Origin of the sequence: Pseudoalteromonas sp. SCSIO 43095 (assembly GCF_023650455.1) — a bacterium.
In the GTDB taxonomy this organism is placed as follows: Bacteria; Pseudomonadota; Gammaproteobacteria; order Enterobacterales; family Alteromonadaceae; genus Pseudoalteromonas; species Pseudoalteromonas tetraodonis.
In genome coordinates, this window is the sequence record NZ_CP087995.1 from 1,249,754 (window position 1) to 1,263,363 (window position 13,610).

Annotated in this window: 11 protein-coding genes and 2 tRNA genes; 12 read left to right on the forward strand and 1 reads right to left on the reverse strand. The window is 39.9% G+C overall.

Translation table 11 applies throughout. The features are described 5' to 3' along the window. Positions 1-55: 55 nt before the first annotated feature. Positions 56-721, reverse strand: a complete 666-nt coding sequence (locus LOC50_RS06035; protein WP_008112034.1) for a Bax inhibitor-1/YccA family protein — start codon at positions 719-721, stop codon at positions 56-58. Between the two features lie 252 nt (positions 722-973). Here LOC50_RS06035 and LOC50_RS06040 point away from each other — a divergent pair. From LOC50_RS06040 to LOC50_RS06095, 12 genes are all read left to right on the forward strand, one after another. Further along, positions 974-1,064: transfer RNA gene (locus tag LOC50_RS06040), tRNA-Ser, on the forward strand. A gap of 51 nt (positions 1,065-1,115) precedes the next feature. Then, a tRNA-Ser gene (locus LOC50_RS06045) sits at positions 1,116-1,206 on the forward strand. A 174-nt stretch (positions 1,207-1,380) separates the two neighbouring features. Then, positions 1,381-1,761, forward strand: a complete 381-nt coding sequence (locus tag LOC50_RS06050; RefSeq protein ID WP_036982550.1) for a hypothetical protein — start codon at positions 1,381-1,383, stop codon at positions 1,759-1,761. Between the two features lie 128 nt (positions 1,762-1,889). Beyond that, positions 1,890-2,348, forward strand: coding sequence for a free L-methionine (R)-S-oxide reductase MsrC (msrC, locus tag LOC50_RS06055; RefSeq protein ID WP_036982553.1), 459 nt, complete (start codon positions 1,890-1,892; stop codon positions 2,346-2,348). Further along, complete coding sequence (locus tag LOC50_RS06060; RefSeq protein ID WP_248473819.1) at positions 2,348-2,626, forward strand: hypothetical protein; 279 nt, start codon at positions 2,348-2,350, stop codon at positions 2,624-2,626. Before msrC ends, LOC50_RS06060 begins: the two co-directional genes overlap by 1 nt. Before the next feature lie 16 nt (positions 2,627-2,642). Beyond that, a complete protein-coding gene (gene proQ, locus LOC50_RS06065; protein WP_008112041.1) occupies positions 2,643-3,281 on the forward strand; it encodes an RNA chaperone ProQ in 639 nt (212 codons plus the stop codon). A 27-nt stretch (positions 3,282-3,308) separates the two neighbouring features. Continuing rightward, entirely contained in the window at positions 3,309-5,333 is a 2,025-nt protein-coding gene (gene prc, locus LOC50_RS06070) for a carboxy terminal-processing peptidase (protein ID WP_250653798.1), read from the forward strand. A 157-nt stretch (positions 5,334-5,490) separates the two neighbouring features. Continuing rightward, positions 5,491-6,975, forward strand: coding sequence for a Na+/H+ antiporter NhaC (gene nhaC / locus LOC50_RS06075; protein WP_424077660.1), 1,485 nt, complete (start codon positions 5,491-5,493; stop codon positions 6,973-6,975). 50 nt (positions 6,976-7,025) lie between these two features. Next, the gene (gene pepN, locus LOC50_RS06080; RefSeq protein WP_250653800.1) at positions 7,026-9,620 is read left to right on the forward strand and encodes an aminopeptidase N; all 2,595 of its coding nucleotides are present in this window, start codon (positions 7,026-7,028) and stop codon (positions 9,618-9,620) included. Between the two features lie 3 nt (positions 9,621-9,623). Continuing rightward, on the forward strand, positions 9,624-9,845 hold the full coding sequence (locus LOC50_RS06085) for a DUF2835 family protein (RefSeq protein WP_016900377.1): 222 nt from the start codon (positions 9,624-9,626) through the stop codon (positions 9,843-9,845). A gap of 253 nt (positions 9,846-10,098) precedes the next feature. Then, positions 10,099-12,195, forward strand: a complete 2,097-nt coding sequence (locus LOC50_RS06090; RefSeq protein WP_250653801.1) for a DUF1302 domain-containing protein — start codon at positions 10,099-10,101, stop codon at positions 12,193-12,195. Between the two features lie 13 nt (positions 12,196-12,208). Next, positions 12,209-13,573, forward strand: coding sequence for a DUF1329 domain-containing protein (locus LOC50_RS06095; RefSeq protein ID WP_250653802.1), 1,365 nt, complete (start codon positions 12,209-12,211; stop codon positions 13,571-13,573). Positions 13,574-13,610 lie beyond the last annotated feature (37 nt).

The following is a 13,610-nucleotide window of genomic DNA, read 5'->3' on the forward strand; positions in this document are numbered from 1 at the left end:
AACTATTCCAATAAAAAAGCCCCAATAAAGGGGCTATTTTAACAGAACTATTTAATTAGTCATTATTTGCGCCAAGTAACGCAAGTAAAGACGTAAATAAGTTATAAACGCTCAGGTATAAAGAAACCGTTGCGCGGATATAATTCGTTTCGCCACCATTAATGATTCTGCTCGTATCGAACAAAATTAGGCCAGACATGATTAATACCACGGCTGCGTTTAGTACCATAAACATTAAAGAGCTACCTAGGAAAATATTTACAATACTTGCCACGATAACCACAATTAAGCCCACAGTTAAAAAACCACCCATAAACGAGAAATCTTTTTTAGTGTTAAGTGCATAAGCAGATAAACCAAAGAAGATTAACGCTGTAGAACCTAGCGCTTGCATAATTAGCATAGGGCCATTAGGTAATTGCGCATAGTGATTAAGGAGTGGGCCTAAACCAGCGCCCATTAATCCTGTAAACGCAAACACCCAAAATACACCAGATGCTGTGTCGGCCTTTTTGTTTACAACAAAAAGAAGGCCAAACGAAACCAGAGTGAACACTAGTCCCATGAAATAAGGTAATTGCAGTGCCATTGAAATACCAGCGGTGACGGCACTAAATGCAAGTGTCATTGCAAGTAGAAAATAAGTGTTTTTAAGCACTTTGTTTGTTTCAATGGTCGACATTACCGGCTTTGCAGTATTGTACGATTGATTAAATGCCATTGTAGAGCTCCTGTAAGTGAAACTAATTAGTTCCTGTAATTTAACTAAAATTAGATTATCAACTCTTATATGTTTGGGCAAACCTTTGTAGATCAATAGACAAATTAAATTTAAATAAAAGTTCACTCGGTGTATAGGAATTGCTCTTTTGCTTTATGTTTAAACAAATTAGTTGTTTTTTAATCACTTGAACAAATAATTGAAAAAAAAGCTTCACAAAGCCCATGGGTTTCCCTATTATTCAGGCCGTGCGGAGAGATGGCAGAGTGGTCGAATGCACCGGTCTTGAAAACCGGCAGGGGTTTATAGCCCCTCTAGGGTTCAAATCCCTATCTCTCCACCACCTTATTAAAACAACTATGAGTACTCTCTTACTTGTAGTTTATGCACTTTCGGAGAGATGGCAGAGTGGTCGAATGCACCGGTCTTGAAAACCGGCAGGGGTTTATAGCCCCTCTAGGGTTCAAATCCCTATCTCTCCACCATTATATTAAAGCCCGCTTATTAGCGGGCTTTTTTGTGTCTAATTTTCACTATACCTAACCTCAAAACCAAGTATATTTAGTTAAAAAATACGACCATAGTCTCTATTTATAAGCTACAGCGCTTAGGGCATGCTAAGAAATAAGATTTATGCTTGTGTATTTAAGGTTCTTACTATGAAACATCAACTTGCTAAAAGCGTCGCACTTTCATTATTATCTCCTGTTTTAATCGGCAGTATGCTAGGAATATATTACGCATTGACTATGCGTGGTGACGCGGTGTCTATCTTTTTAGGGCTGTTGATGACGGCCATTGCTAATGCCCACATTGTAGGGTTAACAATGGCTGCGTTTGTGGTGCCAGGCTACTTACTTATGTTTAAGTATTCTAAGGTGAATTATTCTGGGGTATTAACACTTGGCTTACTGGGTGGCGCTATTTTTAGCTATCTGCTTAGTGCGACTACTGGCGAGATATTTTTAATCAATAGTGTGATGTCGGGATTTGCTGCAGGACTGTTTTTATGTGGCTTGCGTAAATCGGTACAAAGCTAATTGCAGAATATTTAATCAAGTGTGTCGTAAAACTATGTAATTTCCTTTTTTTTACCCGCAAAAGGTTTCAATTTTTAGTGACAAAGAGTACCTTTAGCTACTGTATGTTTAATAAGAAGTAGTTTGGTATGCAAAAGCACGATTTTTACCAGTCATTAGTTAAGCAAACTGAATCGCTGATAGGCGGTGAATCAAACATAATTGCCAATATGGCAAATATTAGCGCGCTGTTATTTACCTCTTTAGAAGATGTGAATTGGGCGGGCTTTTATTTTATGGATTCACCAACTGAATTGGTACTTGGTCCATTTCAAGGCAATCCAGCTTGTATTCGTATTCCGGTAGGAAAAGGGGTATGTGGCACTGCTGCGGCAACCAAGCAAACCCAATTAATTTCAGATGTGCATGCGTTTGACGGTCATATAGCCTGTGATGCGGCGTCAAATTCTGAAATAGTTGTACCTATCATGAAAAATGGCTGTGTATTTGCGGTACTTGATATAGATAGCCCAAGTATTGGCCGATTTGATACTGATGATCAAGCAGGGCTTGAAGCACTTGTAAAATGCTTAGAGGCTAGCCTGTAATGAAAGATTTGCTAAATGTTCAAGATTACCTATTCGCCGTTCAAGATGTAGGTGATTGGGAAGGTGAAGAAGAACATGTAGCGGAAACGCTCAATGCTTTGATTCACATGGCCTGGGATCGTCTACCTGATGATTTAGACTGTGATTCAATTGATGAAATTATAAATGGTATTTGGGAACATTTACGTGGTGATATGGCTGTGATTGAAACTGACTTTGAAGAGTTAGTTGATTGGAGCATCCACTATGTTGATTCTGCCCTTGATGAAAAGATGTGATTAAATAGGTTCTAAAATGGAAACCACAAACAAGCTAAAAGATATTAATGAAGTATTGGAGTTCTTATACCAAGAATTTCCACAATGTTTTAAACAAAAAGAAGGCATTCAGCCGCTTAAAGTAGGTATCTTTAAAGATATCGCTGAGCGTATTGAAGGGTCTGAAAAAGTTAGTAAAACACAAGTACGCCAAGCACTTAGAAAATACACATCTAACTGGCGTTATCTTGAAGCGGTTACTAAATCTGAGTTCCGTATTGATCTTGACGGAAATCAAGGCGAGAAAGTTGAGCAAGAGCATATCGACCACGCACAAAAAGCGTTGGAAGAAAGCCGTGCTAAAATGGCAAAGCGCAAAAAGCAGCAACGTCCACGTCAAGACTCAGATGCAAAATCTTTTAAGAAGAAGCCAGCGCATTCAGCTAAAAATCCATCAGCTGCAGCAAAACCTGCCAAAGCCGCTGCGCCTAAGCGTTCAGGAAAAGTTGAACCTTTACCTGCAGGCGAGGTCAAGGTTAATAACAAGGTTAAAGTTAAACTTGGCCAAGCACTTGTTAATGCAGTAATCACTGAAGTAAACAAAGACGATGTTCACGTTGAACTAGTGACAGGTATGCAAGTAAAAACCAAAGCCGACAGCTTATACATTATTTAAGTTGCGAAAAAAATTAAGGAGTTGTGTATGAGTAAAAAGTTTACGCTCATTCCGTTAGTTGCTGCGCTGTTTTCAGGTTCATTATTTGCTGCAGTAGAGCCGGTAACATTAGAAGACTTACCCTTGTTAAAACAAGAAAGTCAGCATGGTACAGCCAGCAAACGAGTGGCTAATCTATTTACTCGTTCACATTACACACCCGTTCGATTTAACGATGAGCTTTCGAGTAAAGTATTTGATCGTTACATCGAATCCCTTGATTTTAATAAAAGCGTGTTTTTAAAAAGCGATATAGACTCATTTGAGCAATATCGTAACCGTTTTGATAACGCGCTTCTTAGCGGCCAGTTAGGGTTTACGTTTGATATTTTCAACTTAAGCCTTAAACGCCGTTTTGAACGTTATGAATTTTCACTGTCACTACTTGAAAACGAAATGACGTTTGACGAAGAAGATGAATATTTTTATGACCGCGAAGATTCACCGTGGGCAACTACCCAAGCTGAGCTTGATGAAATTTGGCGCGAACGGGTAAAATATGATGCACTGCGTTTAAAAATGACTGGCAAAGATTGGCCAGGCATTAAAGAGGTGTTGACTAAGCGCTATAAAAACGCAGAAAAACGCCTTGTTCAGTCAAAATCTGAAGACGCATTTCAAATTGTAATGAACTCGCTAGCACGCAGTATTGAAGCGCATACTTCATACTTGTCACCTCGACGTGCTGAACAATTTAAAATGGACATGGACTTAGAGCTTGAGGGGATTGGCGCAGTATTAACGCCTGATGAAGACTACACGGTTATTCGTAGTCTAGTTCCAGGAGGCCCTGCAGACAAATCTGAGCAGATTAAAGCCGATGATCGCATTATTGGTGTGGCTCAAGAGGGCGAAGAGTTTGTTGATGTTATTGGTTGGCGTTTAGATGACGTGGTTGATCTTATAAAAGGGCCTAAAGGCACTAAAGTACGTTTACAATATTTAAAGGGTGCTGATGCTCACGGTACGCCAAAGGTAGTTGAGATTACCCGTGATAAAATTCGTCTGGAAGACCGAGCAGCAAAATCAGAAGTATTTGAAGCCAGCTATTCGGATCTAACCAGTAAGATTGGAGTAATTGAAATCCCTGGTTTTTACAACAACCTTTCTAAAGATGTAAAAGTAGAACTTGCTAAATTAAAAGAGCAAAAAGTTGACGGTATTATTATAGACCTACGTCAAAATGGCGGTGGTTCGCTATATGAAGCGACGCAATTGTCAGGCTTGTTTTTTGATCAAGGCCCAGTGGTACAAATTCATACATTAAATAATCGCATTGAAGAGCAAAAAGACCGTGATGGCATTACCTATTACGATGGCCCACTGACGGTATTTGTTGATAGATACAGCGCGTCTGCATCTGAAATATTTGCAGCGGCAATGCAAGACTATGGCCGCGCAGTTATCATAGGTGAACAAACCTTTGGTAAAGGCACTGTGCAGCAGCATAAAGGCCTCGCACGCGCTTATGATTTATACGATAACCCGCTAGGCAGTGTGCAATACACCATTGCTAAGTTTTACCGTATCAACGGCGGCAGTACGCAGCATAAAGGTGTGATCCCAGATATTACGTTCCCATCTGCCATTGACCCAACTGAGTGGGGCGAAAGCAAACAAGACAATGCATTGCCATGGGATAGCATAGTAAAAGCACAGTATAAACAAATAGGGCGTTTAGATCCGGTCATCAGTCATCTTGAAAAACAACATGATGAGCGAATTAAAACAGAGCCTGAATTTAATTATGTATTTGAAGATATTACCCGTTACAACGAAGAAAAAGATCGTAAAACGATTTCTTTAGTTGAGAAAAAACGTATTAAAGAAAAAGAAGAAAATGAGGCACGTGCATTAGCTCGTACTAACGAGCGTTTAAAACGTTTAGGTAAAAAGCCAGTAGAAAACCTTGACGATGTACCAGAGGTGATTGAAAAGCTCGACCCATTCCTTGAAGAAGCGGCACTAATAACGCAAGATTATATTAGATACGGTCGTATGGCTAAGCGCTAATTAAGGCTTTGCTCGTTAAAAAAAGGCGCTTAGGCGCCTTTTTTACTATCGATAATTTGCTAAATTGTTATAATCGCGGATTACCAAAAGTTGAGCTAGATCAACACTGCTCAATAAATGCGCGTACGTGCTAATAAAAATAATCAACATGCATCGAATGTGTGTAGGAGTCTATATTTTGAAGCCCATTGAAGAAAAACCACTTAAAAGTGCCACACTTTTTGATGCACTCATTCCAATTACTGTATTAATTTGTTTGTTAGGTGCCGCCGTGTACTTATTTGGCGATGATTCATCATCAGGCCCGAATCAAATTGCATTACTGTTTGCAACTTTTGCTGCAGCACTGATTGGTTTAAAAAATGGCTACACATGGAAAAAATTAGAAGATGCAATGATTGAGGGAATTACCTTGTCTCTTAGCGCTATTTTAATTTTACTCATGGTGGGGGCACTTATCGGAACATGGTTATTATCAGGAACGGTTCCGACCTTAATTTATTACGGCTTACAAATTATCAACCCTAGCTGGTTTTACGCCGCGAGTTGTTTAATTTGTGGCATTGTAGCAATGAGTATTGGTAGTTCGTGGACCACGGCAGCGACCATAGGTGTCGCATTACTTGGCGTTGCTTCTGGACTTGGCCTAGAGCCGACAGTTACCGCCGGTGCAGTTATATCAGGCGCTTACTTTGGCGACAAGCTTAGCCCATTGTCAGAAACAACTAATTTAGCACCGGCTGTTGCTGGCGCTGATTTATTTGAACACATTCACCATATGTTATGGACAACTGTTCCAAGCTTTGTGATTGCATTAATCATTTTTGTATTTATGGGCTTCAATGCCACTGCGGCAGGCGAGTCGGGTCAAATTGATGAAATAACATCAATTCTTCAACAAAACTTTAATATTGGTTTAGAAATGTTAGTGCCTTTAATTGTGTTACTAGTCTTAGCAATAAGAAAAATGCCAGCGTTTCCGGCTATTTCTATTGGCGCTGTAATAGGGGCTGTATGGGCATTGTTATTTCAATCTGATTTAATTGCTAACCAAATAGATATGACTCAAGGCGAGTTTGTTGGTTACTTTAAACTGGTTTGGACCACCTTTTTTGACGGTTTTACTATTAGTACCGGTGATGAAAAAATGAACTCGTTGCTCAGTGGCGGTGGCATGTCAGGCATGCTAACAACCACATGGTTGATCATGACGGCGCTTATGTTTGGTGCGATTATGGAAAAAACGGGTCTACTTGATATATTTGTTAAAAGTATTCTTAAAATCGCAAAAAGTACCGGTTCATTAATTGCTTCAACTATTGCTACTTGTATTGGTACCAATATTATCGCAGCAGATCAGTATATTGCTATTGTTGTACCCGGGCGTATGTTTAAAGAAGAATATAAAAAGCGCGGGTTAAAGCCGGTTAATTTGTCACGCACACTAGAAGATGGTGGCACAATTACCAGCCCGCTCATACCATGGAATACCTGTGGTGCGTATATGCAAAGTGTCCTATTAATCAATCCGTTTGATTATGCACTTTATGCATTTTTCAACCTTATAAATCCTTTCTTAGCCGTTATTTATGCTTACTTAGGTATTAAGATACTGCGTATCAAGCCTAAGCAAACGGCTTAATTTAAGTAGCTCCTTTTATCACTAAAAGGGGCTATTTTTTTGGAGTGATCATGACTGAACTACAAAAACCTCAAGCAGAATATTTAAAAGACTATAAAGCCCCCGATTTTTCAATCGAGCATACTGAGCTGACTTTCGACTTACAGCCATTAACGACTCAAGTAAATGCTTTATTAACGCTTAAACGCGTGGGTGATTCAAATGCCCCCCTGGTATTAGATGGCATCGACTTAACCCTGATCTCTTTATCGATTGACGGTGCAGAGCTCACAGATTATAAAATTATAAATCAGCAATTAATCATTAATAATCTGCCTGGTGAATGTCAGTTAAGCATAGTGACGCAAACTTCACCGCAAACAAACACATCACTTGAGGGATTGTACTTATCGGGAGGCGCTTATTGTACTCAGTGTGAAGCACAAGGGTTTAGAAAAATAACCTACTACATGGATCGTCCTGATGTACTTTCAACTTTTGATGTCACTATTATTGCCGATACGGCATTTCCGCATTTACTCTCTAATGGTAACCAAGTAGACAGTGGCGAAACGCAAGATGGGCGACATTTTGTAAAATGGCAAGATCCGTTCAAAAAGCCAAGTTATTTGTTTGCTTTAGTGGCAGGGGACTTTGATGTTTTACACGATAAATATACAACTCGCAGTGGTAAAAACGTCATCTTAGCGTTATTTGTTGATAAAGGAAATTTACCAAAAACAGAGCATGCTATGACGTCGCTTAAAAAAGCGATGGCTTGGGATGAGTCACGTTTTAATTTAGAGTATGACCTTGATATTTATATGATTGTAGCCGTTGATTTTTTCAATATGGGAGCAATGGAAAATAAAGGGTTAAACATTTTCAACAGCAAATGTGTACTGGCAAATCAAGAAACGGCAACTGATAAAGATTACCACACCATTGAGTCTATTGTTGGCCACGAGTACTTTCATAACTGGACCGGAAATCGTGTAACTTGTCGTGATTGGTTTCAGCTGTCTTTAAAAGAAGGTTTAACGGTATTTAGAGATCAAGAGTTTAGCAGTGATTTAGGCTCTCGTGCGCTAAATAGAATTGACGCGGTAAAAGTGATGCGCACTCATCAATTTAGCGAAGATGCCGGCCCAATGGCACACCCAATACGCCCAGAAAAAGTCATCGAAATGAATAATTTTTACACCGTTACTGTGTATGATAAAGGGGCTGAAGTTATTCGTATGATGCATACATTGTTGGGTGAGGAAAACTTCCAAAAAGGCATGACACTGTATTTTCAGCGTCATGATGGCCAAGCGGTTACCTGCGATGATTTTGTTGCGGCAATGAGTGATGCATCATCAATTGATTTATCACAATTTAAGCGTTGGTATAATCAGTGTGGTACACCCCGTTTAAACGTCACCAAAGCGTATGATGAAAGTGCGCAAATCTTCACGCTCACTATAGAGCAACTTGCGCCACTGAATCAGCCTGATAATGCGATGTTACATATTCCTTTTGCGATTGAACTTTTAGATCAGCAAGGCCAAAGCATTGCATTGCAATACCAAGGTAAAAAGGTTGATAGCGTATTAAATGTTACTCAAGCTAAACAAACATTTCATTTTGATAATATTGAACACAGTCCAACCGCCGTATTGCTAGAAGATTTTTCAGCACCGTGTATTTTGAATCAACAGATCACTGAAGCTGATTTATTACATATTATGCGTTTTGCACGCAGTGACTTTTCACGCTGGGATGCACAACAACAATTGTTTATTAATGCACTCAAGGCAAACGTTATTTCAGCTAGTAATGCACCACTAAGCGATGCCGTTATTGATGCACTTAGGGTGCTAATATCGCAACGAGAGGGTGATTTAGCGCTGATTGCTGAGCTGTTAAAACTGCCTAGTTTTGATACTTTAGCTGCGGAGTTTGACGTTATCCCGGTTGATGACATTATTGCCAATATTGAGCTATTCGAACAACAAATTGCCAAACAACTACATATTGAGTTTTTAAGTTGTTATCAGGCTATCACCGATGATGGTAGTGTGAGTGCCCAAGCGGTGGCTATTCGTGCTTTAAAACAACTTTGCTTGCACTATTTAGCTAAAACAGACAGTGCTGAGGCGGCAAGCTTAATTGAGCAGGCAGCAGCATCAACAAATATGACTAATGTGCTTGGCGCACTGAGCAGTGTGGTTAAAGCTGCGCACCCATTATCAAATAAATTACTCGCGCACTTTGACAGCCAATGGCGCCATGATGTGCTAGTAATGGATAAATGGTTTGCTCTACAAGCAATGAACAGCGCTGATGATGCCATTGAGAAAATTAAGGCCTTGTATACACATCCATGTTTTGATTTTTCAAATCCGAATCGAGTTCGTGCATTAGTGGGGAGTTTTTCGCACTTTAATACCGCACAATTTCATCGCTTAGATGGTCAAGGTTATACATTACTTGGCGATTTATTAATTAAGCTTAATGCGATTAACCCGCAAAATGCATCACGTATGTTAACACCGTTTATGTCATGGCGCCGCTATGATGAAACCCGTGCCAGTGCAATGAAAGCGCAATTAGAGCGCCTTTCGAATTTAGAAGGGTTAAGCGATGATTTATTTGAAAAGGTTGAAAAAGCCTTACAATAAATGATGATAGAACATTATTTTTATATAAATTTGAGCTATAACGAGTGCATGGATTATTACCATGGCCGGTATAGCTCTATTCAAGTAACAGCTGATAGCGGCAAAACAATTCGTTTTGCTGCGCATTATCTTCGGCCCTTCATGTCTAGTTTAGGTATTCGTGGTCGGTTTAGACTTATTTTAAGTAATGAAAACAAGTTCATCCGTCTCGAACGAGTAGCCTAGCTGTTGTTTTTTGTGATATAGATATACACAAATATTGCCTTTTTGTTAATTTCGATTTGTTCTATTGTTAATTTACGTGTATAAATTATCTGGTATGACGTCTTACCAATACGTAAACGTTAAACAAATAAAAAACTTATAACTGATTGAAGGCGACCATTTGTAATTTGTTTAATTCGCTTCTATCGTTACGATTACACTAAAAACAATAACTTGATCACACAAAAAATACCCGCGACAGGGGGGAACCAAAATGATAAGAAGATCGCTTTTTGTTAAAAATAAAATAGTACTCGGCTTAACAGCTGCGGCTATCGGTTTATCAGCAGCACAGACACAGGCTGCAACATTTGAGGTAGGCGGTTTTGATATCGCTTTCGACTCTACTTTTTCTTATGGGCAAAGTATTCGCGTAGAAGACCGTGACTTTAACCTTATTGGTAAAAGTAATAACCCATCTTTCGATTGGACTGGCTATAACCCAGCAATCAATACAATTTATTCATCTCAAGATGTCTGGGCTCAACCGGGCTCTTACTCAAATAATGGTGATGCAGGCGATTTAAACTTTGATAGCGGCGAAACTTTTTCAAAGCTATTAAAAGGCACGCATGACCTATCAATAAGTAAAGATAACTACGGCTTATTTACTCGTTTTATGTATTTTTATGATTTTGAATTAATGGACGGCGATCGTGCCTACGTTAATCCAACATCTGGTCAGGGTGTAGATCCGTGTGATGATGATGATACTAAAGAGCAAAGCTGTGCTGACATTCGTTTACTTGATGCGTATGTGTGGGCAAACTTTGATTTAAATGAAGGCAAAAACCCGCTTTCTATTCGAGTTGGTCAACAAGTGGTTAACTGGGGGGAAAGTACATTAATCTCTCATGGTATTAACGTAAACCCGGTTGATATTGACCGATTAAAAGCACCAGGTGCTGAACTAAAAGAAGCGTTTATTCCGGTTGGTATGTTGTGGGCCTCATTAGGGCTTACAGAAAACATGACCTTAGAGGGCTTTTATCAATACCAATGGCATGAAACACGTTTACCTGCAGCAGGGACTTATTTTTCTACCAATGATTTTGCAGCAGAAAACGGTTATCAACAAAATGTACAGCTTGGTTTTACCTCAAACCCTGATATTGACTTAGCGTTTTTAACAGACAGCCTTAATAACCTTTACGCAACCTTTGCTCAAGCAGCCGCTGCACAAGGCGTTGACCCAACAAGTGCTGACGGCCAAAAACTGCTTGCAAATACGTATTTAGCTCATCCAACTAAAGTTGCGCTTAAAGGTAAAGGCGATAACGGTAAAACAGAGCCTGATGATGGCGGTCAATATGGTCTGCGCTTAGGTATGTTTTTGCCAGAGTGGAACGATACAGAAGTGGCACTTTATCATGTAAATTATCACAGCCGCCGTCCTCTTATTTCGGGCCGCGTATCTAATTTCACGCAAGCATCATTGCAACAAGATTTAGCCATGATTGCCACCACTGAAATTACCTCTGATAACGTCTCTGACCTAACAGCATTTGCTAAAGCGACAAACGAATACCCTGAAGATATTAAACTATATGGTTTGAGTTTTAATACCTCGCTGGGTGAAACTGCGTTTGCAGGTGAATTCACTTTCCGTGAAGACGAACCACTACAAATCGATGACGTAGAATTACTTTATGCAGCTATGCCTGAGCAATTAGCGATTGCCGGCTTACGCCCTGAATTTGCGGGTATTTCGCAAATGAGTAAAGGTGATGCTGTAAGTGTTGTAGGTCCAGGCGAGCTAGCTAAAGGTTACATTGAACGTAATACTTCGCAGCTACAGTTTACGGCTACGCATTTATTCGGCCCGTCATTAGGTGCTGATAGCTGGGCAGTTGTCGGTGAAATTGGTGGTGTTCGCATCAACAATATGCCTGAATACGATGAAATGCGTTTAAATGTTTCTGGTACTGGTCGAAGCGGTATTATGCAAGGCCCAGGTAGTTCAGACTATTCTGCATTGCATATGGCTTTATCAAATGGTCCTGAGCAAAAATCGTTTGCTACGGCGTCGTCTTGGGGTTATCGCTTAATTGCCAAAGGTGATTACTTTAATATTTACAATGGTATTAACTTCTCACCTCGTTTTGTGTTCTCGCATGATGTTAATGGTAATACGCCTGATCCAATGTTCTTATTTATTGAAGATCGTAAGTCACTAGGTGCTACTATGAGCTTTAATTACCAAAATGCATGGTCTTTAGATGTAAGTTACAACTCATTTTGGGGTGGTGGCGACACCAACACTTTCTCTGACCGAGATTACGTTTCTTTTAACTTAAAATATTCTATCTAGGGGTAACATTATTATGATTAAAAAACCTACCCTCATTGCTACAGCGTTTTGTAGTTTGTTTGCAAGTCACACAGCACTGGCTAAAATTAGTCCAGAAGAAGCTGCGCGTCTAGGTAAAGACCTAAGCCCAATTGGGGCAGAAAAAGCAGCTAATGCAGATGGTTCAATCCCAGCGTGGAACGGCGGTATTACTGCTGCACCAGCAGGTTATGAGCCGGGTATGCACCACTTAGACCCTTACGCAACTGATGAAGTATTGTTTACTATAGATAAAAGCAATATTGATAAGTACAAAGAAAATTTAAGCCCAGGGCAAATAGCATTATTTGAAGCGTACCCAGATACGTTTAAAATGCCTATTTACAAAACACGTCGTTCAGCGTCATACCCACAGTTTGTATACGATGCGACAAAGAAATTTGCTACTACAGCTGAATTAATTGAAGGTGGTAACGGGATTAAGAACACAGCAATTGGTATTCCATTTCCAATTCCTAAAACAGGTTTAGAAGCAATTTGGAACCATTTACTTCGCTATCGTGGTCAATCAATTGAGCGCTTCGGTGGTCAAGCAGCGCCAACAGCATCGGGGTCGTACAACTATGTTGGCTTTGATGAGCAACTCTTAGTTAAATATTCTGATCCAAGTGCAACGCCGGCTGAACTACAAGACTCTAATATTTTGTTTAAGTTTAAACAGCAAGTGACAGAGCCAGCACGTTTGGCAGGTACGGCATTGTTAGTACATGAAACCATGGATCAAATATTAACACCACGTCAAGCGTGGACGTATAATTCAGGTCAGCGTCGTGTTCGTCGTGCACCTAATGTAGCTTATGATGCTCCGGGTACAGCAGCAGATAGCTTACGTACTACCGATGATTTTGACATGTTTAACGGCTCACCAAATCGTTATAACTGGACGCTAAAAGGCAAGCAAGAGCTTTACATCCCATACAATAGCTACAAGCTTCACAGCGATAAGCTAACCTATGATGATATTTTAAAGCCGGGCCACATCAATCCAGAGCATACACGTTATGAAAAACATCGTGTGTGGGTTGTTGAAGCGAACTTAAAAGATGACACGCGCCATATTTATAAAAAACGTGTGTTCTACATTGATGAAGACAGCTGGCAAGTACATGTTACCGATATATACGATAATCGCGACCAACTGTACCGTGTAGCAATGGCTTATGGCCTTAACTACTACGAAGTACCGACTCAGTGGAGTACGCTTGAGGTATACCACGACCTGAATTCACGTCGTTACTTAGCCATTGGTTTAGATAACCAAGAAAAGATGTATGATTTTTCTCAGTCATTTAATGATAATGAGTTCACATCGAGCGCTTTACGTCGCGCTGGCAGATAGTATAAAAGCAGGCACCTAGTTTCCTAGGTGCCTTTTT

Excerpts from the sequence above, each read along its gene's own strand:
- LOC50_RS06085 (WP_016900377.1), top strand. The coding sequence starts at position 9,624 with ATGATAGAACATTATTTTTATATAAATTTGAGCTATAACGAGTGCATG.
- prc (WP_250653798.1), top strand. The coding sequence starts at position 3,309 with ATGAGTAAAAAGTTTACGCTCATTCCGTTAGTTGCTGCGCTGTTTTCA.
- LOC50_RS06090 (WP_250653801.1), top strand. The coding sequence starts at position 10,099 with ATGATAAGAAGATCGCTTTTTGTTAAAAATAAAATAGTACTCGGCTTA.
- LOC50_RS06050 (WP_036982550.1), top strand. The coding sequence starts at position 1,381 with ATGAAACATCAACTTGCTAAAAGCGTCGCACTTTCATTATTATCTCCT.
- pepN (WP_250653800.1), top strand. The coding sequence starts at position 7,026 with ATGACTGAACTACAAAAACCTCAAGCAGAATATTTAAAAGACTATAAA.
- proQ (WP_008112041.1), top strand. The coding sequence starts at position 2,643 with ATGGAAACCACAAACAAGCTAAAAGATATTAATGAAGTATTGGAGTTC.
- nhaC (WP_424077660.1), top strand. The coding sequence starts at position 5,491 with ATGTGTGTAGGAGTCTATATTTTGAAGCCCATTGAAGAAAAACCACTT.
- msrC (WP_036982553.1), top strand. The coding sequence starts at position 1,890 with ATGCAAAAGCACGATTTTTACCAGTCATTAGTTAAGCAAACTGAATCG.
- LOC50_RS06035 (WP_008112034.1), bottom strand. The coding sequence starts at position 721 with ATGGCATTTAATCAATCGTACAATACTGCAAAGCCGGTAATGTCGACC.
- LOC50_RS06095 (WP_250653802.1), top strand. The coding sequence starts at position 12,209 with ATGATTAAAAAACCTACCCTCATTGCTACAGCGTTTTGTAGTTTGTTT.
- LOC50_RS06060 (WP_248473819.1), top strand. The coding sequence starts at position 2,348 with ATGAAAGATTTGCTAAATGTTCAAGATTACCTATTCGCCGTTCAAGAT.